Origin of the sequence: Plantibacter flavus (assembly GCF_900177615.1) — a bacterium.
Classification (GTDB): Bacteria; Actinomycetota; Actinomycetes; order Actinomycetales; family Microbacteriaceae; genus Plantibacter; species Plantibacter flavus.
Window position 1 is genome coordinate 554069 of sequence record NZ_FXAP01000002.1, and the last position, 23934, is coordinate 578002.

Annotated in this window: 21 protein-coding genes; 15 read left to right on the top strand and 6 right to left on the bottom strand. The window is 68.8% G+C overall.

Annotation, left to right across the window (positions count from 1 at the left end; genetic code table 11):
* Positions 1-82: 82 nt before the first annotated feature.
* Positions 83-1168 (bottom strand): NYN domain-containing protein, encoded by a 1086-nt coding sequence (locus B9Y95_RS08995; RefSeq protein ID WP_085511531.1) that lies wholly within the window; start codon positions 1166-1168, stop codon positions 83-85.
* 201 nt (positions 1169-1369) lie between these two features.
* Between B9Y95_RS08995 and B9Y95_RS09000 the strand changes: the two genes are divergently transcribed.
* Positions 1370-1627 carry a ribbon-helix-helix protein, CopG family gene (locus B9Y95_RS09000; RefSeq protein WP_085511532.1) on the top strand — a complete coding sequence of 86 codons (258 nt, stop codon included), beginning with the start codon at positions 1370-1372 and terminating at the stop codon, positions 1625-1627.
* Positions 1624-1968, top strand: coding sequence for a type II toxin-antitoxin system PemK/MazF family toxin (locus tag B9Y95_RS09005; RefSeq protein ID WP_280525948.1), 345 nt, complete (start codon positions 1624-1626; stop codon positions 1966-1968). Before B9Y95_RS09000 ends, B9Y95_RS09005 begins: the two co-directional genes overlap by 4 nt.
* 21 nt (positions 1969-1989) lie before the next feature.
* Here B9Y95_RS09005 and B9Y95_RS09010 read toward each other — a convergent pair whose 3' ends face one another.
* On the bottom strand, positions 1990-3468 hold the full coding sequence (locus B9Y95_RS09010) for a SulP family inorganic anion transporter (RefSeq protein ID WP_079704285.1): 1479 nt from the start codon (positions 3466-3468) through the stop codon (positions 1990-1992).
* 132 nt (positions 3469-3600) lie between these two features.
* Positions 3601-5013, bottom strand: a complete 1413-nt coding sequence (locus B9Y95_RS09015) for an aminopeptidase P family protein (protein WP_085511534.1) — start codon at positions 5011-5013, stop codon at positions 3601-3603.
* Between the two features lie 181 nt (positions 5014-5194).
* Here B9Y95_RS09015 and B9Y95_RS09020 point away from each other — a divergent pair, with 181 nt between their 5' ends.
* Complete coding sequence (locus B9Y95_RS09020; RefSeq protein ID WP_200811377.1) at positions 5195-5578, top strand: avidin-fold protein; 384 nt, start codon at positions 5195-5197, stop codon at positions 5576-5578.
* Positions 5579-5611: 33 nt separating this feature from the next.
* Here the strand turns inward: B9Y95_RS09020 and B9Y95_RS09025 are convergent, their stop codons facing one another.
* On the bottom strand, positions 5612-6172 hold the full coding sequence (locus tag B9Y95_RS09025; RefSeq protein ID WP_079003723.1) for an Lrp/AsnC family transcriptional regulator: 561 nt from the start codon (positions 6170-6172) through the stop codon (positions 5612-5614).
* Positions 6173-6346: 174 nt separating this feature from the next.
* Between B9Y95_RS09025 and B9Y95_RS09030 the strand changes: the two genes are divergently transcribed.
* From B9Y95_RS09030 to B9Y95_RS09050, 5 genes are read left to right on the top strand one after another with little or no spacing between them, the layout of a single operon-like run.
* A complete protein-coding gene (locus B9Y95_RS09030) occupies positions 6347-7930 on the top strand; it encodes an ABC transporter substrate-binding protein (RefSeq protein ID WP_200811378.1) in 1584 nt (527 codons plus the stop codon).
* Positions 7914-8987: an ABC transporter permease gene (locus tag B9Y95_RS09035; RefSeq protein WP_234994035.1), complete on the top strand. Its 1074-nt coding sequence runs from the start codon at positions 7914-7916 to the stop codon at positions 8985-8987. The genes B9Y95_RS09030 and B9Y95_RS09035 overlap by 17 nt, the downstream gene beginning before the upstream one ends.
* Complete coding sequence (locus tag B9Y95_RS09040) at positions 8984-9865, top strand: ABC transporter permease (protein WP_079704282.1); 882 nt, start codon at positions 8984-8986, stop codon at positions 9863-9865. The genes B9Y95_RS09035 and B9Y95_RS09040 overlap by 4 nt, the downstream gene beginning before the upstream one ends.
* Positions 9866-9903: 38 nt before the next feature.
* The gene (locus tag B9Y95_RS09045; protein WP_085511536.1) at positions 9904-10725 is read left to right on the top strand and encodes an ABC transporter ATP-binding protein; all 822 of its coding nucleotides are present in this window, start codon (positions 9904-9906) and stop codon (positions 10723-10725) included.
* The gene (locus tag B9Y95_RS09050) at positions 10722-11501 is read left to right on the top strand and encodes an ABC transporter ATP-binding protein (protein WP_085511537.1); all 780 of its coding nucleotides are present in this window, start codon (positions 10722-10724) and stop codon (positions 11499-11501) included. Before B9Y95_RS09045 ends, B9Y95_RS09050 begins: the two co-directional genes overlap by 4 nt.
* Positions 11502-11595: 94 nt before the next feature.
* Here the strand turns inward: B9Y95_RS09050 and B9Y95_RS09055 are convergent, their stop codons facing one another.
* Entirely contained in the window at positions 11596-12363 is a 768-nt protein-coding gene (locus B9Y95_RS09055; RefSeq protein ID WP_085511538.1) for a DUF1353 domain-containing protein, read from the bottom strand.
* A 179-nt stretch (positions 12364-12542) separates the two neighbouring features.
* Here B9Y95_RS09055 and B9Y95_RS09060 point away from each other — a divergent pair, with 179 nt between their 5' ends.
* The gene (locus B9Y95_RS09060; RefSeq protein ID WP_234994036.1) at positions 12543-13481 is read left to right on the top strand and encodes a phosphodiesterase; all 939 of its coding nucleotides are present in this window, start codon (positions 12543-12545) and stop codon (positions 13479-13481) included.
* A gap of 193 nt (positions 13482-13674) precedes the next feature.
* A complete protein-coding gene (locus B9Y95_RS09065; protein WP_085511539.1) occupies positions 13675-14754 on the top strand; it encodes an SDR family oxidoreductase in 1080 nt (359 codons plus the stop codon).
* Between the two features lie 325 nt (positions 14755-15079).
* On the opposite strand, the gene B9Y95_RS09070 is transcribed toward B9Y95_RS09065, so the two are convergent.
* Positions 15080-16720, bottom strand: a complete 1641-nt coding sequence (locus B9Y95_RS09070; protein WP_085511540.1) for a stealth family protein — start codon at positions 16718-16720, stop codon at positions 15080-15082.
* A 188-nt stretch (positions 16721-16908) separates the two neighbouring features.
* Between B9Y95_RS09070 and B9Y95_RS09075 the strand changes: the two genes are divergently transcribed.
* The 5 genes from B9Y95_RS09075 to B9Y95_RS09095 all read left to right on the top strand — a co-directional run bounded on the left by B9Y95_RS09075 (position 16909) and on the right by B9Y95_RS09095 (position 23933).
* Positions 16909-18360 (top strand): CCA tRNA nucleotidyltransferase, encoded by a 1452-nt coding sequence (locus B9Y95_RS09075; RefSeq protein ID WP_085511541.1) that lies wholly within the window; start codon positions 16909-16911, stop codon positions 18358-18360.
* 129 nt (positions 18361-18489) lie between these two features.
* On the top strand, positions 18490-19806 hold the full coding sequence (locus B9Y95_RS09080; RefSeq protein WP_085511542.1) for an ABC transporter substrate-binding protein: 1317 nt from the start codon (positions 18490-18492) through the stop codon (positions 19804-19806).
* 38 nt (positions 19807-19844) lie between these two features.
* The gene (locus tag B9Y95_RS09085; protein ID WP_085511543.1) at positions 19845-20864 is read left to right on the top strand and encodes a D-2-hydroxyacid dehydrogenase; all 1020 of its coding nucleotides are present in this window, start codon (positions 19845-19847) and stop codon (positions 20862-20864) included.
* 242 nt (positions 20865-21106) lie between these two features.
* Complete coding sequence (locus B9Y95_RS09090; RefSeq protein WP_085511544.1) at positions 21107-22735, top strand: ABC transporter substrate-binding protein; 1629 nt, start codon at positions 21107-21109, stop codon at positions 22733-22735.
* Positions 22736-22859: 124 nt separating this feature from the next.
* The gene (locus B9Y95_RS09095; protein ID WP_085511545.1) at positions 22860-23933 is read left to right on the top strand and encodes an ABC transporter permease; all 1074 of its coding nucleotides are present in this window, start codon (positions 22860-22862) and stop codon (positions 23931-23933) included.
* Position 23934 lies beyond the last annotated feature (1 nt).

The window sequence follows — 23934 nt, forward strand, 5'->3', positions numbered from 1 at the left end:
CAGCAGGCGATCCGCGCGGGAGCAGGACACCGTGAGGCGGACGGTCCTGCTGCGGCGCTGATCTCCTGCTGCCGGGCTGGGCTCAGCCCAGTTCGCGCAGCCGCAGACGACGTCCGTCGGGGCTCGCGTCCGGGTTCACCTCGACGAGGTCGGAGCGCGAGTTGATGAAGTCGCTGAATGAGCGGTAGCCGAGCGGCTTCTCCTTGAACGCCGGGTCCATGCGGATCATCTGGTTCTTCACCTCGGCGTTCAGGAGCCAGTCCTCGTCGTCGTTCTTGGCGTGCACGAGGCGGAGCGCCCGCACGAGCAACTCCGTCGCCGCGCGCTGTGCGTCGGGGCCGGAGGGGTCCGCGGTCTCGTCGTCGGTGTCGTCCAGGTCGTCGGCGTCACGGTGGCTGAAGACCGGCTCGGTGAAGAGGCCCCCGATCCGCGGGGGTGTCTGGGCGACCGGTGCTTCGGCCGTCGGCGAGGACCCGGACGAGGCGCGACGACGTCCGCCGGACTTGGGCGCGGACTTCGGTGTCTCCTCAGAGGAGGTCTCCGCCGCACTCTCGACGGCGGCAGGGGTCCGAGGCGTGCGCGTGACGACCGGGCGGACGATCCCGGGGATGTCGTCGTAGTCGGAGAACTCGTCACACGCCGCCATGAGCGCACGACTCGTCGCGCCGGCGACGCCGATCCCGATCACGTGGCGACCGAGGCGTCGGCAGCGCTGCGCAAGGGAGATGTAGTCCGAGTCGCCGGCGACGATCACGATGTGGGTGAGGTCGGGAAGGCGGAAGAGGTCCTCGACGACGTCGACGGCCAGGCGGATGTCGGCACCGTTCTTCATCGCCTTCGTCGTGGGGAACATTTGCGTCAGGTCGACCGCGCGGTCCACGAGGTCCTTCTGGTACGCGGAGTTGACCGGCTCGGACCAGTCGGCGTAGGACCGGCTGATGACGATGTTGCCGAACGACGAGGTGTAGTCGAGGATGGCGCCCACGTCGACGCGAGCGGCCTGCAGGCGCTCGGAGATCTCGTCGCCCTCCGGGGCGGCCGAGGGCACGTGGGACCGCGCGCGATCCCGGCTGAACGCCGCCTTCCCGTAGAGCTGGTTGTAGCGCGAGATGACGATGTTGTCGAAGTCGATGTAGACCGCGACTCTGGGCGTTCCGGTTTCTGCCATGGCTCCATCATCCTCTGGTGGCCTGCGAATCCGCGACTCCACTCCTCCACAGCTCGGCCTGCGGGGCTCCTCTCCACCGCTGTTGCGCCGGCTAGGCCTTGACTGACCTGGGCTGCGTACCGTGGTCGCATGCCCAGCCACGCCGCCGACATCTTCAGCCCAGGGTCGTAACCGAAGTTATACCCGGTTATACTCTCACCTGTGAAGACCGCCATCTCATTACCCGACGAACTGTTCACCCGCGTCGAAGCTCGCTCCGCCGAGCTCGGTGTCAACCGCTCCGAGTTCTTCGCGGCGGCGGCGAGTCGGTACCTCGACGAGACCGATGCCGCCGGTCTCACTGCCGCACTGGACACCGCGCTGCGGCATGCGGGAGTCGCTTCGACGGAGGAAGCACGGGCCGTCGCCGCGGCCGGACGCGACCGCCTGGCCGAACTCACGACGGGAGACGATTGGTGATCCGACGCGGTGACATCCGCTGGGTCGATCTCGGCCCTCGCGAACGGGGGAGTGCGCCCGCCGGTCGGCGCCCGGTCGTGGTCGTCCAACACGACGCCTACACGCGGAGCGCACTCCGGACCGTGATCATCGCGGTCGTCACGTCGAACACGGCGCTCGCCGAGCTCCCGGGCAACGTGTTCCTCCCTGCTACGGCTTCCGGCCTGCCGAAGGACTCGGTCGTGAACACCACGCAGCTACTTACCCTCGACGAGGGCGACCTCGGTCCGGCCGCCGGCAGGGTGCCCGCCACCCTGTTACTGGATCTGGACGCGGGTCTCCGTCGAGTGCTGCACCTCTGAGACGGTGCCGGGTCGATCGACTCAGAGGTGGCCGGTGAGCTTCCCATGGAAGGCCGAGCTGCGTTCGTCGAGTCCGGTGAACACGACCTGCTTGCCGTGCGCGGCGTACTTCTCCTGCACGGCGTCGAGGACGGCGACGCTCGAGGCGTCCCAGATCTGCGAGGCGGTGAAGTCGACGACGACGTCCGCAGGGTCGGCCGCGTAATCGAACTGCTCGACCAGGTCGTTGCTGCTGCCGAAGAACAGTGGGCCGATGACGCTGTACCGGACGGAGGCGGCGTCGTCCGCGAGGACCCGACGGACGCGGATCACGTGGGCCACGCGCCGTGCGAAGAGCACCATGGCGAGGACCGCTCCTGCAGCGACGCCGATCGCGAGGTTGTGGGTGATGACGACCACCGCGACGGTCACCACCATCACGACCGTCTCGGGGATCGGCATCCGTCGCAGGGTCGCCGGGCGCACGCTGTGCCAGTCGACGGTCTTGATGGCGACGATCATCATCACGGCGGCCAGCGCGACCATCGGGATCTGCGCCATCACCGGGCTGAGCGCGGTCACGAGCAGCAGGAGGAAGACGCCGGCGACGAACGTGGAGATCCTCGTCCGAGCGCGCCCCAGTTTGACGTTCACGACCGTCTGACCGATCATCGCGCAACCGGCGATCCCTCCGTACCAACCTGCCAGGATGTTGGCGACGCCGAGGGCCCACGACTCGCGCCCCTTCGACGACGTCGTGTCGGTGATGTCGTCGACGAGTTTCGCCGTGAGGAGGGTCTCCATGAGCCCCACGAACGCGACGCTCAGCGCGGTCGGCCAGATGATGCCGAGCGTCTCGAGGTTGAGCGGCACGAGCAGGGCGGTCAGGCCGGGGAGGCCGCCTGAGACGTCCCCCTGGTCGCCGACGGTCGGCACGGCGGCGTGCGCGATCATCGTGATCGCGGTGACGACGACGATCGCGACGAGTGGTGCCGGCACCGCGGTCGTGAGCTTGGGGAGCAGCAGGACGATCAGCACCGTGATGACGAACAGCGGGTAGACGAGCCACGGGACGCCGAGCAGGTGGGGGACCTGGGCGACGAAGATGAGGATGCCGAGCGCGTTGACGAAGCCGATCATCACCGAGCGGGGGATGAACCGCATGAGCCGGGAGAGACCGGTCACGCCGAACACGATCTGGATGAGGCCCGCGAGGATGACGGCGGGGAGCAGGTACTCCACGCCGTGTTCCTTGACGAGCGGCGCGACGACGAGGGCGACGGCTCCCGCGGCGGCCGTGATCATCGCTGGCCGCCCGCCGAGGATCGACATCGAGATGGCGAGCACGACGGAGGCGATGAGGCTGACCTTCGGGTCGACGCCGGCGATGATCGAGAAGGAGATGACCTCGGGGATGAGCGCCAGCGTCGTCACGATCCCGGCGAGGATCTCGACACTGAAGGCCCTGGGGTTCCGGAGGGTCGCGATGACGCCGGGGCTCGGGCGGACGGCGGTGCGCATGGGGGCGTCGGGCTGACTCACCGTGCAAGCCTAGGCTCGTTCGCAACGCAGGACGCACCCGGCGTGTCGCGGCCGGCGCCGCAGGGCGCGCCGCGACACGCTTCGCTGGTCCTGAGTTGTGGACCGAGCGGGTCAGCCGCGCAACCAGGCCTCGAGACCGTCTGCGCTGATGGGGAGTGCTGCTGAGAGGACGTCGTGGCCGGTGGCGGTCACGAGCAGGTCGTCCTCGATGCGGACGCCGATACCGCGCAGCTCCGGCGGCACGGTGAGGTCGTTCGCGTGGAAGTAGAGGCCGGGTTCGACCGTCAGGACGGCTCCCGGCTGCAACGGCTCGTCGAGGTACCGCTCGTCGCCGATGCGGGCGCAGTCGTGCACGTCGAGTCCGAGATGGTGGCCGGTGCCGCTCGGCAGGTAGCGGCGGTGCTGCTGGCCGTTCGGCGACATCGCCTCGTCGACCGACACCTGCAGGATGCCGAGGTCGCGGAGGCTCGTTGCGATCTGCTCGTAGGCCGTGTTCCGCATGTCGATGAACGACCGGCCGGGGCCGACCTGCGACATCGCGGCACGATGGGCCCGCTCGACGTGGTCGTGGACCTCGCGCTGGGCCGCGGTGTACGACCCGCTCGCGGGGAAGGTCCTCGTGACGTCGGCGGTGTACAAGGAGCGGGCTTCGACGCCGGCGTCCATGAGGATGAGGTGCTCGGGGAGGACCGGACCGTCGCAGCGCGTCCAGTGCAGCGTGGGAGCGTGCGGCCCGCTGCCGATGATCGTCGAGTACCCGACACCGTTGCCGAACGTGCGGGCGTGGCGCTCGAAGGTCGACTGCAACCAGCGTTCTCCGCCGAACTCGATGGCGGCGGGCAGTTCGCGCACGACCGAGCGGAACCCGCCGACCGTGGCGTCCACGGCGGCGCGGAGCTGCGCGATCTCCCAGTCGTCCTTGACGAGCTTCGCGGCGGACAGGGCGATGAGGAGCGCTCGCGACGCCGCGAATCGACCGTCGACCCGGGGCTCCGGGGCGCCTGCGCGGAGCGCGTCGGCGGGCACGATGGCGAGGGACTCGTCCAGCACCTCGAGGGAGCGGACCTCGATGCCGAGCGCCTCCGCCCACTGGGGGAGTCCGGCGGATGGGCCGATCCAGAGCTCGCCGCGCATGGCGTCGGCGTAGAACGCCTCCTCACCAGGACCGACGGGTTCGGCGAGGTACAGCGTCGCGTCGTGGCCACCAGCGGTCGGCCGCATGACGAGGACCGCGCCCTCCGCCTGACAGGAGGTGAGCCACACGAAGTCGCTGTCGGGTCGGAACGGGAACTCGGTGTCGTTCGCGCGCGTCACGGCGCGTCCCGCGGTGACCACGAGCCAGTGGCCGGGGAACTGCGCGCTGATGACGTCGCGGTGACGCCCGGCGGCTGCGCCGGCACCCTCGGCGAGGTCGACGGAGCGGTCCACCGCACCCCAGCCCGTCGCGAGGTACTCGCGGAAGGCGCCGTCCCGGGGGAGTGGCTGGGTGCGGGGGTCGCGGAACTGCAGGCTGTCTGGACACATGGAGATCAGTAAGCCACCCGCTGTGGACGCCGTCAAGCTGCGAGGCCCGGAGTCAGCGGAACATCTCGTCGATGTGGTCTGAACCGTCGTTTCGTCCTGTACGACCGGCACTCACGGCGGAGGGGATGGACGGATCGTCGGCAGGTTGACACCTGTTCGGACGCCTCCGCAGAATGACGGCATGACAGGAACCGCCGACACCGGCACCAGCGCCACGCTCGACTTCAACCTCGATGCGAAGGTGTTCGACATGGTGTCGTCGTCCGCGAGCGTCGTCGACGCCGACGCGCCCACGCGATTCGTCTACCACGAGACGCACGGCGTGCTGTGGGGCGAATACGTCGGTGACACCGTCTCCGTCGGACGGTTCTGCGGGGTGCGCACCGGCGAACGCATCGACATCTCGTTCGTGCACCGCAACCGTGCCGGCGACCTGACGACGCGCGGCGAAGCGAGCTCGATCATCTCCCGCGCCGAGGACGGCTCGTTCATCCTCACCGAGGACTTCGTCGGCCCGGACGGACAGGCCCACGTCAGCGTCTGTCGGGAGATCGCCGCCGCCTGAGTCGTTCAGGGCCGGCGCGCCACCGTCGCCGGGTCAGCGTCCGCGTCGCTCCGGCACCCGCTGGGCGCGCTCGTCGCTCGTGCGGACGAACCGCGTCATGCCGAAGCGCTCGCCGGAGTCCTCGACGCTCGTGCGTTCGGACCTCGTCATGCGGAGCGACACGTTCGACCGCTCCTCGTCCATGAGGAAGACGGTCGTCGTCGCCTTGATGGACGGCCACTGTGCGAGTCGGGTGGCGACCAGTTCGTGGATCGCCGCCACGTCGGGGGCCCGGATCAGCATCATCGCGTCGTGCTCGCCCGTCGTGACGGCGAAGTACTCCAGCTCCGGGACCGAGGACAGCCGCGCGCGGAAGTCCGCCCACTGGCTCTGGCGCAGTGTGATGAAGACCATGGCCGCGACACCGAGCCCGACCGTGGCCGGCTCGATCTCCGCGTGGACCCCCTTCAGGACGCCGGCACGGAGCATCGCCTCGTAGCGCGAGTAGGCGTTCGAGCGGGAGATCCCGAGCTCCTCCGCGAGTGCGGCGACCGAAGCCCGCCCGTCCTCCCGCAGCAGCTCCAACATGCGGATGTGGGTGTCGTCGAGTTGCATCGATTGCTCCAAACGTCCAGATTCGGCGGTGGTCCTGGCGGTCGATTGAGAGGATATGGCAGATTCGCCGCGAAATCGAGACAATTCTTCTTTGGTAACGGCTTGTGGATTGACGAATGATCGCGTATCGCACTACTTTCAGCTCATCCCTCCAACCAGATAAGGAGCTCCACCTTGTCACGATCCTTCAGCCGCACGAGCCGGCGCGGCATGGCGGCCCTCGGCCTCGCCCTCGCCGCCGGCCTCGCGCTCAGCGCCTGCTCCCCCTCAGGTGGCTCCGATGACAGCGCGGGCAAGTCGCTCGTCGTCGACGCGTCCTTCGACCTCAAGACCGCCGACCCGAACCGCGAGTACGAGACGACCGGCTCGATCGTCGCGAAGGCGCTCTACGAGACCCTCCTCACCTTCCAGGGCGACGACGTCACCGCCCCGGTCGACGGCCTCGCGAGCTACGAGATGAACGCCGACAACACGGTGATGACCCTCACGATGAAGGACGGCAAGAAGTTCTCCGACGGCTCCGACGTGACCGTCGACGACGCGGTGTTCTCGCTGCAGCGCGTCCAGGGTGTGAAGGGCAACCCGTCCTTCCTGCTCGACGGCGTCACGATCGAGAAGACGTCGGACACGACCCTCACGCTCACCTCGGCGACGCCGAACCCCGCCCTCCCGTTCATCCTTCCGAACCCGGCCCTCGGCGTCGTGAACAAGAAGGTCGTCGAGGAGAACGGTGGCAGCGCGACCGCCGACGACGCGGCCGAGTCGTTCCTCAACACCACGTCCGCGGGCTCCGGCCCGTACAAGCTCGAGTCCTTCGACGCCGCCTCGCAGGTCGTCTTCACGGCGAACCCCGAGTACACGGGGACCAAGCCCGCGTACGAGCGCGTCGTCCTCCGCAACGTGCAGGGCCCGACCCAGAAGCTCAACGTCGAGGCCGGTGACTCGCAGGTCGCCCTCGACCTGAACCCCGATCAGGTCTCCGAGCTCGACGACTCGAAGGTGAAGATCATCGCGAACCCCTCGCGCTACATGATCTTCCTCATGCTCAACCAGGACCCCGCGATCAGCGACATCACGAGCAACCCGAAGTTCCTCGAGGCCGTCAAGCTCGGCATCGACTACGACAAGATCGTCGACCTCGCCGGCGACGGTTCCGTCCGTCCCGGTGGCTTCATCCCCTCGATCTTCAACGGTGCGCTCGACGCCGCCGACGGCAACCAGTTCGACGCCGATGCGGCGAAGGCGGCCCTCAAGGAGTCCGGTTACGCCGGCGAAGCCGTCACGTTGAACTTCCCGAACGACATCACGGTGCAGGGGCTCTCGCTCCAGAGCATCGCGGAGTCGGTCCAGGCGCAGCTGAAGTCGGTCGGCATCACCATCACGCTGGCCCCGGCTCCGGTCGCCACCGAGCTGGACGCCTACCGCGACGGCAAGGAGACCGTGGGTCTCTGGTACTGGGGTCCGGACTTCCCGGACCCGTCGAACTACCTCGCGTTCACGCCGGGTGAGCTCGTCGGCCTCCGCGCGGGCTGGCCGGCAGGCGCCGACCCGACCGTGACCGACCTCGCGAACGCGGCGCTCGCCGCGACCGACACGGACGCCCGTGCCGCCGCGTACCAGGACCTCCAGAAGGCGCAGAACGCGAGCGGACCGTTCATCCCGCTCCTGCAGCCGGCGCAGAACGTGGTCACCGCGACCACGATCACCGAGGTTCCGCTGAACCCGACGTGGACCGTCGATCTTGCCGGAATCAAGTAGCGTCGCACCGACGACGTCCAGCGCGCGAGCGGGTCTCCACCCGCTCGCGCGCTACCTCGGCATCCGGCTCGGACTCACGGTCCTCCTGATGTTCGGGGTGACGCTCGTCACCTTCACGCTGACCAACCTCGTCCCCGCGGACCCCGTGCAGGCGGCGCTCGGTGAGCAGGCCGCAGCGGATCCGACGATCGTCGCGCAGTTCCGCGAGAGCGCCGGCCTCGACAAGCCACTGCCCGTCCAGTACGTCACCTACGTCGCGAACCTGTTCCAGGGCGACCTCGGGACCTCGCAGCAGACCCGCGGCGCCGTCGCGGACGAACTCGGTCGCGCCTTCCCGGCCACGGCCGAACTGGCGCTCACCGCCATCGTCATCTCGATCGTGATCGGCGTCGGCCTCGGCATGTGGGCCGCGCTGCGCCGGAAGACGATCACCGACCAGGTCATCCGGGTCGTGAGCCTCATCGGCATCTCGGTGCCGTCGTTCTGGCTCGCCCTCGTCGTCTACTTCGTGTTCTTCTCCCAGCTGCACTGGTTCCCGGGCTCCGGGCGACTCTCGCCCGCGGCGATCCCGCCGCCGAAGGTCACCGGGATGTACACGATCGACGCGTTGCTCGCCGGCCAGTGGTCGACCTTCGGCGACGCCATCGCCCACCTGATCCTGCCCGCCTCGGTCCTGGCGCTCTACACGATCGGCCTGCTCACCCGGTTCGCTCGGTCGGCGATCCTCGAGGTGCTCGACCTCGACTACGTGCGTGCAGCGCGGGCGAAGGGCCTTCCCGGCCACGTCGTCGTGACCCGGTACGTCCTCCGCGGGGCGCTCGTCCCCATCATCACCGTGCTCGGCGTCGCCTTCGGGTCGTTGCTGTCCGGGACGGTGCTCGTCGAGAAGGTGTACTCGTGGCACGGTCTCGGCGAGTACGCGTACTCCGCGGCGACCAAACTCGACCTGCCCGCGATCATGGGCGTCGGGCTCATCGTCGGCTTCGTGTACATCGGCCTGAACTTCCTGGTCGACGTGCTGTACGGCTTCATCGACCCGAGAGTGAGGGTGGCATGACCGACGTCCTCGCCGTCCAGACCAAGCGCAAGGGCCGCCTCCGCATCTCGAAGCAGCTGCGCACCCCGCTCGCCGTCGCGGGTGGCGTCATCGTGCTCTTCTGGCTGCTCGTCGCGGTGCTCGCGCCGTGGATCCGGCCGTTCGACCCGCTCGCCCAGGACTTCGACCGGCTGCAGGCCCCGAGTGCCGCGCACTGGTTCGGCACCGATCAGGTGGGCCGCGACGTCCTGTCCCGGGTCGTCAGCGGCGCGCAGGTCTCGATCCCGCTCGCCCTCATGCTCGTGATCTTCGCGATGCTCATCGGATCGCTCCTCGGGGCGATCGCCGGCTACTTCGGCAAGGCCCTCGACGAGACCATCATGCGGATCGCCGACCTCGTGTTCGCGTTCCCGACGATCATCCTCGCGATGGTCATCGCCGCAGCGCTCGGCCCGAGCCTCACGAACGCCGTCATCGCGATGCTCATCGTGTCGTGGCCGGCCTATGCCCGCGTGACGCGTTCGCTCGTCATCGGAGCCAGGGGAGCCGAGTACGTCATCGCCGGTCGTCTGCTCGGCAACGGGCCGTTCACCTCGCTCGGCAAGGACATCCTGCCGAACGTCGTGTCGCCGGTCGTCGTGCTCGCCACCCTCGACGTCGGTACGGCCATCCTGCTGCTGTCGGGTCTCTCGTTCCTCGGCCTCGGTGCCGTCCCGCCGACGCCGGACTGGGGTGCGATGGTGTCCGACGGGGTGCAGAACTTCTCCTCCTGGTGGATCGCGGTCTTCCCGGGACTCGCCATCCTCACGGTGGTGCTCGCCTTCAACTTCCTCGGCGACGCCCTCCGCGACGCCCTCGACCCCCGGTCGCAGGAAGCCGTGCAGGGGCGCGCGCTGTGAGCGGCGCACGCGGTGCGAGCGACCCGAAAGGACGCGACATGACCCAGTCAGCAGGCGGCACCGGTGGCGGGATCGTCATCGAGGGGCTCACGCTCGGCTTCGGTCGCGGTGCCGCGACCAAGCAGATCCTCCGCGGCATCGACCTCGAGGTCCCCGCCGGTCGCATCACCGGACTGGCCGGTGAGTCGGGGTCAGGCAAGACCATGACCGGGCTCGCGATCTGCGGGCTCCTGCCGGCCGGCGCGGACCTCGGCGGCAGCATCCGCTTCGACGGCACCGAACTCGTGGGGCTCAAGCAGCGCACCATGAACCGGTACCGCGGCACGGAGATCGCGATGATCTTCCAGGACCCGACCGCGAGCCTGCACCCCATGCTCACGGTCGAGGCCCAGCTCGTCGACCACTACCGGCACCACACGGGAGCCTCGAAGGCGGCCGCCCACGCGCGGGCGCTCGAGATGCTCGGCCTCGTCGCCGTCCCGAACCCGGAGGCGGCGCTGCGCAAGTACCCGCACCAGTTCTCGGGCGGACAGCTGCAGCGCATCGCGATCGCCTCGGCGCTCATGTGCGAGCCCTCCGTGCTCATCGCCGACGAACCGACGACCGCGCTCGACGTCACGGTCCAGGCCGGCATCCTCCGCCTGCTGCGGAAGCTGTGCGACGAGCTCGGGATCGCGATCATCCTCGTCACCCACGACCTCGGGGTGATGTCGGCGCTCGCCGACACGATCGCGGTCATGCGGCTCGGCGAGATCGTCGAGCACGGCAGCCGGTACCAGGTCATCACCGATCCGCAGCACGAGTACACCAAGGCGCTCATCGACGCGCTGCCCGACACGGGAACGGAGGCGGCGTCATGACGCTGCTGCACCTCGACGACGTCCACGTGACGTACAAGCTGCCCGGTCGCGGCACGCTGAACGCGGTCGACGGCGTGAGCTTCGACCTCGAACCGCGACAGGTGCTCGGCCTGGTGGGGGAGTCGGGCTGCGGCAAGTCGACCCTCGCGCGAGCGGTCTGCGGGCTGGAACCGACCTCGGGTGGCGCGATCACGTTCAACGGGACGCCGATCGGCAAGCTGGGCCTCCGGAAGCGCGCACCCGAACTGCTGCGGATCCAGATGGTCTTCCAGAACCCCTATGCCTCCCTGAACCCGCGCCGCACGATCGGGAGCCAGATCGAGGACGGCCTCCGGGTCAACCCGGTCCGCGACGCGTGGGACGTCGGTCAGTTGCTCGAACACGTCGAGCTCGACGCCAACAGCCGCACCCGCTACCCGCACCAGTTCTCGGGCGGCCAGCGGCAGCGCATCGCGATCGCCCGGGCCATCGCGGCGGGTCCGGAGCTGCTCATCGGCGACGAACCGATCGCCTCGCTCGACGCCTCCCTGCAGGCACGGGTGGCGAAGCTCATGCGGAAGCTGGCGGTCGAGACGGGCGCGGCGCTCCTCTTCATCAGCCACGACCTGTCCGTCGTGCGGGTCATCGCGGACGACGTGGCGGTCATGAGCGCCGGTCGCATCGTCGAACACGGTCCGGTGGACCGCGTCTGGTCCGACCCGCAGGACGCCTACACGCAGCGGCTCCTCGCGGCGATCCCGGTCGTCGACGGACTCGGCACCCTCCCCGGCGCCTAGCCGGACCCCTGCTCCGTCCCTGTCTCAGGAGCGTCTCGGCGTGCCGGGTCCCCCGCGCTCGACACGCCGAGGCGTTCCTGAGTCAGGGAACCGGTCAGCGGAGGGTCGGCGGGGCGACCGGGCCGGGGGAGTCGTCGATGAACGGGCGGTCGATGGTCTCCCGGACGAGCAGTTCGAGGAGGCGGAACGCCCCGACCGCTGCGAGCTGCACGAGGAGCAGGGGACCGAGGAGCGCGCCCGCGTACTGCAACCAGACGAGGAGTCTCCGTTCCTCCCGCCAGCACACGGCGAGGACCGCGGGTGCCACCGCGAGGCCGAGCCACCCGGGCGTCGGAGCGCCGAGCACGGGCGTGACGAGTCCGATCGTCGCGACCCAGACGGCCAGGACCCCGAGGACCGACTGCCCGATCAGCACGGCGGCGACGCCTGGAGCGTGCCTGACGTACCGCTCGACCGACACGACGGCCCACATGAGCCAGGCCCGGAGGAGCGGCACCCGCTGCTGGCGGAGTCCGACACGGAACTGTCGATCGTCCTCGAACCGCTGCTCGAGTGCCTGGTCCGGCGGGAGCCCGAGTGCGAGGAGCGCGCGGTGGTCGTGCACGACGGCCGGCGCGGACTGCCGGCCGTAGCTGCCGATGAAGCTCCACAGGATGCCCGGGACGGACGCGAGGTCGGTCCATCCCTCCGCCCGGGCGCCGTCGTACCCGTCGTCTGAGGCCGGTGCCCACACGACGGGACCGTCCGGGGCGTGCTCCTGGAAACCGATCCGCCGCTCGAGCCGGAACCGGCGTCCGGTCGGGGGGATCTGCGCCAGGTCGATCCGCTGCAGCGGCTGCTCATCGTCGTCGAGGTAGGGCATGCGGACATCCTCCCGCAGCCCACCGTCAGGTGTGAGTCCCCTGGATGTCGGCCCCTGACCTTGCTCACGAGTTTCCCGCGTCGTAGCGTGGCGTTCCGTCGCCGTTCAACCGAGTCTGGTCAGATGGTCAAACAGCTGCGATGCGGTTCGGAGAGCATCGCTCGAACGAGAGTTGTCACGTGAGTCTTCGCACGGCCGAGTACCCGAGGCCCGATCACTTCCTGCTCCATGTGAGCGACACGCACCTCCTCGCCGGCGGGGGGAGCCTCTACGACAGCGTCGACAGCGAGACGCACCTGCGCCGTCTGTTCGCGGAGTTCGAGGCGTCCGGCGGTCGGCCCGAAGCGATCGTCTTCACGGGAGACCTCGCCGACAAGGGCGAACCCGACGCATACGACCGCATCCGCTCCATCGTCGAGCCGGTCGCCGAGCGCCTCGGATCGCAGATCATCTGGGTGATGGGCAACCACGACGACCGCCAGGCGTTCCGAGCCGGGCTGTTCGGCGAGGTGCCGACCACCCGCCCGGTCGACCGCGTCTACGACGTCAACGGCCTCCGCGTCATCACCCTCGACTCGAGCGTTCCCGGGCACCACCACGGCGAGGTCTCGGACGAACAGCTCGACTGGCTCGCCGAGGAACTTTCGACGAAGGCCCCGCACGGCACGATCCTCGCCATGCACCACCCGCCCGTCCCGAGCGTGCTCGACCTCGCCGTGAGCGTCGAGCTGCGCGACCAGGCGAAGCTCGCCGAAGTACTCGAGGGGTCCGACGTCCGCAGCATCATCGCCGGGCACCTGCATTACTCGTCGACCGCGACCTTCGCGGGCATCCCGGTGTCGGTCGCCTCGGCCACGTGCTACACGCAGGACCTCAACGTGCCCGTCGGCGGGACGCGTGGTCGCGACGGCGCGCGAGCGTTCAACCTCGTCCACGTCTACGGCAAGACGGTCCTGCACTCGGTGGTGCCGCTGGGCGAGACCCCGCCGCTGCACTACATCGACGCCGAGGAGAGTGCGCGCCTGCTCGCTCGCGACGGCATCGAGCTGCCCGTGTCGGACACGGTGCCGGTGCAGCCGGAGCCGCCGCTGACGATGCCGATCGGCGTCCTGGTCTAAGGCGGCACCTCCCCGCTCCCTGAGTTCGCCTCCGGTCCCTGAGCTCACCTCCGGTCCCTGAGCTCACCTCCGGTCCCTGAGCTTCCCCCGGGTCCCTGAGCCTGTCGAAGGGCCGCAGCCCGGCAGGGTACCGCAGCCCGGCGGGTCCGCCGTTCCGGGAGCCTCTCCAGACCGACGCGCCTATCGTGGACGGATGACCTCCCCAGAAGCACCCCGCACCGCACTCGTCGTCGGCGCCAGCGGCATCACCGGTTCCGCGATCGTGTCGCAGCTCCTCGAGGAGGGCGGCTGGCGGATCCTCGCCCTCTCCCGCCGCGCGCCGGCGGCCCACCCGCAGGTCGAGCACGTCGCGGCCGACCTGCGGGACGCGGACGACCTCGCGCGCGCCCTCGGCGGCACCGGCGTCACCCACGTGTTCTTCACCGCCTGGTCACGTCAGGACACCGAGGCCGAGAACATCCGGGTCAACGGCGGCATGGTCCGCGACCTGCTGGCCGCCCTCTCCACCGAGCCCGTTCAGCACGTCGCCCTGGTCACCGGCCTGAAGCACTACCTCGGCCCGTTCGAGGCCTATGCGGCCGGCGAGATGCCCGACACCCCGTTCCACGAGGACGAGGAGCGCCTGGACACGCCCAACTTCTACTACGAGCAGGAGGACGAGCTCTTCGCCGCGGCTGCGCGAGCGGGGTTCACCTGGTCGGTACACCGTTCCCACACCGTGATCGGACACGCGGTGGGAAACGCGATGAACATGGCGTCCACGCTCGCGGTGCAGGCTGCGCTCTGCAAGCGGCTCGACCGACCGTTCGTGTTCCCCGGCTCAGAGACCCAGTGGAACGGCCTCACCGACATGACCGACGCCGGACTCCTCGCCGAGCAGATGCTCTGGGCGGCGAGCTCACCGGCCGGTGCGGACGAGGCGTTCAACATCGTCAACGGCGACGTCTTCCGCTGGCGCTGGATGTGGCCGCGACTGGCCGCGCACCTCGGCGTCGAGCCGGAGGGCTTCGACACCGAGCCGCGTCCGCTCGAGCAGCAGATGGCGGGCGTCGAGGGCACCTGGGTCGAGTTGGTGGCCGAACACGGTCTCGTCGAGGCCGACCTCTCCCGCGTGGCGTCGTGGTGGCACACCGACGGTGACCTCGGCCGGGACATCGAGGTCGTCACCGACATGAGCAAGAGCCGACTCGCCGGCTTCACCGGCTACCGGCGGACGCTGGACGCCTTCACCGCGATCTTCGACCGCCTCCGCGAGGAGCGCATCGTCCCCTGACCGGCCCCCGGTCCCTGAGCACCCTTCCGGTCCCTGAGCGCCCTTCCGGTCCCTGAGCACCCTTCCGGTCCCTGAGCTTGTCGAAGGGTGGCGACCGTGTCGGTCCCTGAGCTTGTCGAAGGGTGGCGACCGTCTCGGTCCCTGAGCTTGTCGAAGGGTGGCGACCGTGTCGGTCCCTGAGCTTGTCGAAGGGTGGCACTTCGACAAGCTCAGTGACCGGGTTCGGCTCAGTGACCGGGTTCGGCTCAGTGACCGGGTTCGGCCCCCGGGTACCCCTTCCGGTCCCGGAGTGCCCCTTCCGGTCCCTGAGCCTGTCGAAGGGCGGTCAGCTGAGCTTGGCCGGCTCGATCTCGAGCGCGCTCGGCACGGCGGCCTCGCGCTCCCACGGTGCCGGGAACGGGAAGTACCGCTCGAGGAAGTCGATCACGGCGGTGGTGCGCTGCTCCACCGAGATCTCCGGCCGGCTGCCGTCGTTCAGGCAGAACATGTCCTGGTCGCGTCGCTTGAGGAGTCGCTCCATCTGCCCGAGCGACTGCTTGAGCGTCGTCTCGATGTAGCGGACCTTCGCCTGGGTCTGCTGCACCGCGCGACCCGTCATGAGGCCGTAGTAGTGGTAGAACGAGTTCGTCACCGAGATGTTGTCGGCCGCGCGGAAGGCGCTGTGGGAGGTCGCGCGGAACTCCTCGGCGAACTCCTGCTCCATCTCCGCCATGATGCTCCGGCGGAGGGGCGCGGCGCAGTGCTCGAGGTGACGGGTGGTGACGCGTCCGAAGCGCTCGTGCAGGAGCCGACGGTTCACGCGGGCCGCGTTCTCGAAGCCGCTGCGCGAGGGGTCGTTCGCCCCGAGGCCGATGCGGGTGGTCGCCTCCACGAACTTGCTGATGCCGCCCGGTGAGAAGAACAGTTCGGGACTGATCGGTCGGCCGAGGAACATGTCGTCGTTGGAGTAGAGGAAGTGCTCCGACAGCCCCTCGATGCGGTGGAGCTGGCTCTCGACGGCCATGGAGTTGTGTGTCGGCAGGGCGTCGAGGTCGCCGAAGAACTCCTCGCTGCGAACGATGGTGACCTTCGGGTGCTCGGCCAGCCATTCGGGTGCGGGGGAGTCGGTCGCGATGAAGATGCGTCGGATCCACGGGGCGAAGGTGTGCACGCTGCGGAGGGCGTACTTGAGCTCGTTGATCTGGCGGAAGCGGGCGTCGGAGTCGTCGCCGTCTCCGACGACGTAGCTCTGCATCCGCTTGGCGCGGGCCCGCTGGAACTCCTCGGAGGAGCCGTCCACCCACGAGAAGACGAGGTCGATGTCGAAGGTGACGTCGCTCGCGAGCGCGCCGAACATGTGCTCGAGCGTCCGCCAGCTGCGGCCGTAGCGTTCGACGGTCGTCTCGACGGCCTCGGTGCGGGGCATGTACGTCCTCATGAGGACGTTCTCCACGGGAGCGGTGATCTCCTCGTCGCCGAAGCGCCAGAGTTCGAGCTGCAGGGCGGTCTCCATGCCGTAGCGGAGGCGGCCGAGCGGTTCGATGCGCGGCCGGTACAGCCGGAAGACCTCGGCCTTGCGGGCACCGGTGAGCAGTCCGTCGGAGAGGAGGTGCGGATCGCCGGCCGGCTTCACCGTCGACATGCGCGCTTTGAGCGGCACGCTGTAGAAGGGCTCGTCGGCGAACGCCTCCGCGAGTGCGGTCTGCAGGCGCTTGCGCAGGGAGCGGTCGATGACGATGACGGGGCGGTCATGCTCACCCCGGATGAGGAGGTACTCGATCTCGGCCGCGTCGAGGACGTCGGCGACGGCGAGGAGGTCCTCCACCATCGACTGCTGTGGGGTCAGGTGACCGTTGATGAGGGTGTAGACGCCTTTGCGCTGCACCACGTCGGGGCGGTCGAAGCGCTGCGATCGGGAGCCACCGGTCACGAGGACGAGCTCAGGGGCGGTGGTGAACGGGAGTTCCGGCGGAATGGGGTCCTTCACGGTACTGGTGAAGGCCGTCGGTGCCTGAGTGCCGACGGTTGGCCGCTGGTCGTCGAGTTCGTTCGTGATCGTGTCCGCCTCTGGTCTGCTGGGGAGTGGGTTCCTCGTTATTGTACGGCCGTCGCGCAGGAGCGCTCACGGCTTGACGGCGACGGGGTGGCAGGCGGCGTCCGGGTACGATTGACCCCATGGTGAGCGTGGCGGAATCCTTGGTGCGCCTGCAGGACCTGGCCTCGTCGCCCGTGGTCGCTCGGGTGGCGTCGGCGTTCGCCGAAGCCGGGTACGAACTGGCCCTCGTCGGCGGCCCCGTTCGCGACGCGATGCTCGGTCGCACCGTGAGCGACCTCGACTTCACGTCGAACGCCTCGCCCGACCAGATCCTCGCGGTCCTCAAGCCGATGGCGAGCGCCTGGTGGGATGTCGGCCGCGACTTCGGCACGATCGGCGCGAAGGTCGCCGTCACCGACGACGACGGCGTCGAGCACGCCGACACCGTCGAGATCACCACGTATCGTGCCGACGCCTACGACGGCGTGACCCGCAAGCCGGTCGTCGCGTTCGGCGACACCCTCGAGGACGATCTGCGTCGGCGCGACTTCACCGTCAACTCGATGGCGCTCCGCATCCCCGAGATCACCCTCGTCGACCCGTCCGGCGGCGTCGAGGACCTCGTCGCCCACCTGCTGCGGACGCCGAGCTCGCCCGAGGTCTCCTTCGGCGACGACCCGCTGCGCATGCTCCGGGCCGCGCGGTTCGCCTCCCAGCTCGACTTCCGGCCCACCGACGACGTGATCGAGGCGATGGAGGAGCGTCGCGAGACCATCTCCATCGTGAGCCCGGAGCGCATCCAGGCCGAGCTCGGCAAGCTGCTGGCGACCGACCACCCGCGCGCGGGTCTCGAGCTGCTCGTCGACACCGGCATCGCCGACCTCGTGTTGCCCGAGCTGCCGGCACTCCGGCTGGAGCCCGACGAGCACCACCACCACAAGGACGTCTACCAGCACTCGCTGACGGTGCTCGAGCAGGCCATCGGTTACGAGCACTCCCGACACCCCGGCGAGGCACCCGACCTCGTCCTGCGGTGGGCAGCGCTGCTCCACGACATCGGCAAGCCGGCGACGAAGAAGACCGGCCCCGGCGCAGCCGTCACCTTCTACCACCACGACCTCGTGGGTGCGAAGCTGGCGAAGAAGCGCCTCACCGCACTCCGCTACGACGGCGACACGATCAAGAGCGTCGCGCGGCTCGTCGAACTGCACATGCGGTTCTTCGGGTATTCGGAGGGCGTGTGGGCGGACTCCGCGGTGCGACGCTACGTCCGCGACGCCGGTCCGCTGCTCGAGCGGCTGCACATGCTCGTCCGCGCCGATGTCACGACCCGCAACCGGCGCAAGGCCGACCGCCTCGGCTTCGCCTACGACGACCTCGAGCAGCGCATCGTGGAGCTCCAGGAGCAGGAGGAGCTCGAGTCCGTCCGGCCCGACCTCGATGGCAACCGCATCCAGGAGGTGCTGGGCATCGCACCCGGGCGCGAGGTCGGCGAGGCGTACCGCTGGCTGCTGGAGCTGCGCCTCGACGAGGGCCCGCTCGGCGAGGAGGAGGCCACCCGCCGCCTCCTCGACTGGTGGTCCTCCCGTTGACAGCCCCTCCTGCCCGCGAACTGTCACAAACGCACAGTCAGACGGCGTCACACTGACCGTTTCTGACAGCTCGCGGGCGTTCAGACTGAACTGCTAGCCTCCCTGAGGTTCACGGAACGAAGGATTCTCATGCTCAAGCGACACGCCGCCCTCGCGATCGCGGCCGCCTCCGCCCTGATGCTGAGCGGTTGCGCCGCCGGATCCACGGAGCGCACGACGGTCACGGTGCGCGTCTGGGATTCCGCCGTCGCCGACGCCTACGAGACCTCGTTCGCCGCCTTCGAGCGCGAGAACCCCGACATCCGCGTCCGCGTCGACGTCGTCGAATGGGCCGACTACTGGACGAAGCTCCGCACCGACGTCGCGGCGGAAACCGCTCCCGACGTCTTCTGGTTGAACAACTCCTACCTCGCCGGGTACGCGGACAGCGGCAGCGTCCTCGACGTCGGGCAGACGCTCGGCAAGGACGCGTCGAAGGACTGGGCGCCGAGCGTGGTCAGCCAGTTCACCCGGAACGACAAGCTCTGGGCCGTTCCGCAGCTGTCCGACGCCGGCATCGCGGTCTACTACAACGCCGACCTCCTCGACGCGGCCGGCGTGAAGCCCGCCGAGCTCGAGGAGGCGACCTGGTCGCCCGACGCGACGAAGGACACCTTCCTGCCTCTGGCGAAGAAGCTGACGAAGGACGCGGCCGGGGTCTCTGCCGACCAGCCCGGCTTCAACCCGGCGGCGCCCGCGACCTACGGCACCGGCCTCGGGTACGACCTGCAGGCCGTGCTCCTGCCCTTCATCGGCTCGAACGGCGGGAAGTACCAGGACGGCGACGACTTCGCGTTCAACGACCCGAAGACGAGCGAGTCCGTCAGCTACCTCGTCAACGCGATCAACGGCGCCAAGGTCGCCCCGCCGGCCGCCTCCACGAACGCCGACGGCGACTTCGCCCGCGACGCCTTCCTCCAGGGCAAGGTCGCCATGTTCCAGTCGGGGCTCTACAGCCTGAAGGCCGTGCACGACGGCGCCGACTTCCGCTGGGGCGTCGCCGAGCTCCCGGCCGGCCCTGCGGGCAAGGTCAGCGTCACGAACGGGATCGCCGCAGCGGGCAACGCGGCCACGAAGCACCCCGACCAGGTGAAGAAGGTGCTCGCCTGGTTGGGCAGCGCCGAGGGAAACGCGCCCGTCGGTGCGTCCGGCTCGGCGGTCCCCGCCGTGACCGCAGCCCAGAAGCAGTACTTCGACTACTGGAAGGGCCAGGACGTCGACGTGCAGCCCTTCTTCGACGTGATCGCCGACGACGCGAAGACGATCGCGCCCCCGACGGGTGCTGGTTACGCGAAGGGCCTCGCCGCCTACGACCCGATCTTCAAGGAGATCTTCGCCGGCACGACGCCCGTCGCCGACGGCCTCAAGAAGGCGCAGGAGGCGGCCAACGCCGCCATCAACGACTGACCCCGGACGCAGGGCATCGCAGGGCATGATGGACCATCATGCGGATCCTCATCGCGAGCCACCTCGAGCCTGAGCACGTCGAGGCGATCAGCGCCTCCCACCCCGATGTCGAGGTGCTGTACGACCCGGCCCTCGTCGCGGCACCGCAGTACGTCGCCGATCACCGCGGGCCGGCACCCGAGCTGTCCGCAGCGGACCAGCAACGGTGGGAGGACATGCTCGCCCGTGCCGACGTCGCGTTCGACTTCGACTGGCAGGACCCGGCGGCGCTCCCGGAGCGCGCCCCGAACCTGAGATGGATCCAGGCGACGAGCGCCGGCATCGGCGCGTTCATGCGTCGCACCGCACTCGACCGCAGCGGCATCGCCGTCACGACGGCGGGCGGCGTGCACGCCGTCCCACTCGCCGAGTTCGCCCTCGCCGGAGCGCTCTTCGTCGTGAAGGGCGTTCCCTTCCTGCAGCGCCGGCAGCGGGAGCGCCGGTTCGAGCGGTACACGACCAGACAGCTGGCCGGGATGCGGGTCACCGTCGTCGGCGTCGGCGGCATGGGGTCGAACGTGGTGCGGACCTTCGACGCCATCGGCGCACGGGTGACCGCGGTGGGGCGGGTCGGCGGCACCTATGAGCTCCCCGACGGCGTCGAGCTGAGCGATGTGGACCGGCTCGACGAGGTGCTGCCGGGCACCGACGTGCTCGTCCTGTGCACGGCGCTCACGCCCGAGACCGACAACCTCATCAGTGCCGACCGGATCGCGCTCCTGCCCGACGGCGCCGCCATCGTCAACATCTCCCGTGGGCAGGTCGTCGATGAGGACGGGCTCATAGAGGCGCTGCGCTCGGGTCGGCTGGGTGGCGCGGCGCTCGATGTCTTCCGCGAGGAGCCGTTGCCCGCGGACTCACCGCTGTGGGACCTCGACAACGTGCTCATCTCGCCCCACTCGGCGTCCACGGTGGAGAGCGAGAACGCGACGCTCACGGCACTGTTCATCGAGAACCTGGCCCGCTACCGCGCAGATGAACCGCTGCTGAACCGGTTCGACGCCGAGCGCGGGTACTGACGGACCCTGAGCCCCGGGCCACTGGGCCCGGGATCCCGGTGGCGTCCGCACCGGGCGAAACGCGCGGTCATTGCGCTGCAGATGTCGCTCGCGCACGTTTCGTGCTCGTAACGAATCAGCACCGGAAGCCTTCTCGGTTTGAGGGTTTTGTTCGGAGCGTGCTGTAATCCTCTACAAGCACGTGCGAAGAACCTGCACACAGCCGTGCCGTCTCTCACACACAGAAAATGAGGTCGACATCAATGTCATCCCCACGTAGTGGATTCCGGAAGAGCGCCGTCGCGCTCGCGGGTCTGTCCATCACCGCCCTCGCCCTCGCCGGCTGCGCAGCCGGTGGTAGCGGCTCCAGCAGCGGTGCCAGCGGCACGATCGTCATCGGCACGACCGACAAGGTCACGACGCTCGACCCGGCCGGATCCTACGACAACGGCTCCTTCGCCGTCATGAACCAGATCTACCCCTTCCTCCTGAACACGCCGTACAACAGCCCGGACGTCGAGCCCGACATCGCCGAGTCGGCAGAGTTCACCTCGCCGACCGAGTACACGGTGAAGCTCAAGAAGGGCCTCAAGTGGGCCAACGGCAACGACCTCACCTCCTCCGACGTGAAGTTCAGCTTCGACCGTCAGCTCGCCATCGCCGACGACAACGGCCCGTCGTCGCTCCTCGGCAACCTCGAGAAGACCGACGCACCCGACGACCTCACCGTCGTCTTCACGCTGAAGACCGAGAACGACCAGACCTTCCCGCAGGTGCTCTCGAGCCCCGTCGGCCCGATCGTCGACGAGGACGTCTTCTCCGCCACCGAGCTCACGCCCGACAACGACATCGTGAAGGGCAAGGCGTTCGCCGGTCAGTACACGATCGACAGCTACAAGTTCAACGAGCTCATCTCGTACAAGAAGTACGCCGACTACCAGGGCCTCCTCGGCGAGGCGAAGAACGACACCGTCAACGTGAAGTACTACACCGACGAGTCCAACCTGAAGCTCGACGTGAAGCAGGGCAACATCGACGTCGCATCGCGCAGCCTCTCCGCGACCGACATCGAAGACCTGAAGAAGGACAAGAACGTCAAGGTCGTCGACGGCCCCGGTGGCGAGATCCGCTACTTCGTCTTCAACTTCGACACGATGCCCTACGGAGCGACCACCGCTGACGCCGACGCCGCGAAGGCGCTCGCCGTCCGCCAGGCCGCTGCCGACCTGATCGACCGCGCTGCGATCGCGAAGGACGTCTACAAGGACACCTACACGCCGCTCTACTCCTACGTGCCCGCCGGCCTGACCGGTGCCACCGAGTCCCTCAAGGGCCTCTACGGCGACGGCGACGGCGGCCCGGATGCCGCCAAGGCGAAGGAGACGCTCGAGGCAGCCGGTGTGACCGTTCCGGTCGCGCTCAACCTCCAGTACAACGGTGACCACTACGGTTCCGGTTCCGGCGACGAGTACGCGCTCATCAAGGACCAGCTCGAGGCCGACGGCCTGTTCACCGTCAACCTGCAGCAGACCGAGTGGGTGCAGTACTCGAAGGACCGCACGACGGACGTCTACCCGGCCTACCAGCTGGGTTGGTTCCCGGACTACTCCGACGCCGACAACTACCTGTCGCCGTTCTTCGCCACGGACAACTTCCTCGCGAACCACTACGACAACCCGGCCGTCAACGACCTGATCAACGAGCAGCGCTCGACGACGGACGCCGATGCACGGACGAAGCTCATCGAGCAGATCCAGGACACGGAGGCGGCTGACCTGTCGACCATCCCGCTGCTCCAGGGCGCTCAGGTGGCGGTCGTCGGCAAGGACATCGAGGGCACCGTTCTCGACGCGTCGTTCAAGTTCCGCTACGCGCCCATCACCAAGGGCTGAGTAGCCTGACCAACTGATATCCGACTATGGTGAGTCGGACGTCGCGATCGGGGTGGCTCCACAGAGCCGCCCCGATCGTCTGTCCGGGCTCTACCGAGTCGGTGATCGAGGAGGATCCACTGCAATGACGGCAGCTGTCGCAACCCCACCCCCCAAGGCGGCCAGACGTTCCGGAGGTGGCGGACTCTGGCGGTACCTCGTCATCCGCTTCCTGTTGATCATCCCGACGGTGTTCATCCTCGTCACCATGGTCTTCTTCCTGATGCGCCTGACCGGTGACCCGATCACCGCGGCGCTCGGAGGCCGTCTCCCGGCCGATCAGCTCGCGGAACGCATCAGCGCCGCCGGCTACGACCGGCCGCTCTTCGTCCAGTACTTCGAGTTCCTCGGACAGATCGCGGTCGGCAATTTCGGCACGACGATCTCCGACAACCGGCCGGTCATCGAGGTCCTCCTCACGTATGGCTCCGCGACTCTCGAACTCGCGATCTACGCCCTCATCGTCGCGTTCATCGTCGGCATCCCGCTCGGCATGCTCGCCGCTGCCCGCCGCGACCGCTGGCAGGACGCGGGCCTGCGCGTCTTCGCGATCCTCAGCTACGCCACCCCGGTGTTCTTCGCCGGCCTGCTGCTCAAGCTGATCTTCTCCGTGTGGCTCGGGATCCTCCCGGTCGCCGGTCGAGCCAGCACCGGCACCGAGCTGACGCTCCAGACCATCTCCGATCCGTCCGGCATCTACCTGATCGACGCGATCCGCCTCGGCGATCCGACGGCGATCAGTGACGTCCTCGCCCACGCGGTGCTCCCGGCGATCGCCCTCGGCCTGCTGACGGCCGGCGTGTTCCTGCGGCTGGTCCGCACCAACGTCATCGGCACGCTCGGTTCCGGCTACGTCGATGCGGCCCGGTCGCGCGGCGTCAGCGAGTTCCGGCTCGTGACGAAGCACGCCTACCGTCCGGCGCTCATCCCGATCATCACGGTCATCGGCCTGCAGATCGCGCTCCTCCTCGCCGGTGCGGTCCTCACCGAGACGACGTTCGAGTGGAAGGGCCTCGGCTTCATGCTGAGCGAGTACCTCAAGGCGCGAGACTTCGTCGCCGTCCAGGGGATCGTCGCGCTGCTGGCCGTCATCGTCGCCCTGACCAACTTCATCGTCGACATCATCGCGGCGATCATCGACCCGAGGGTGAGGTACTGAG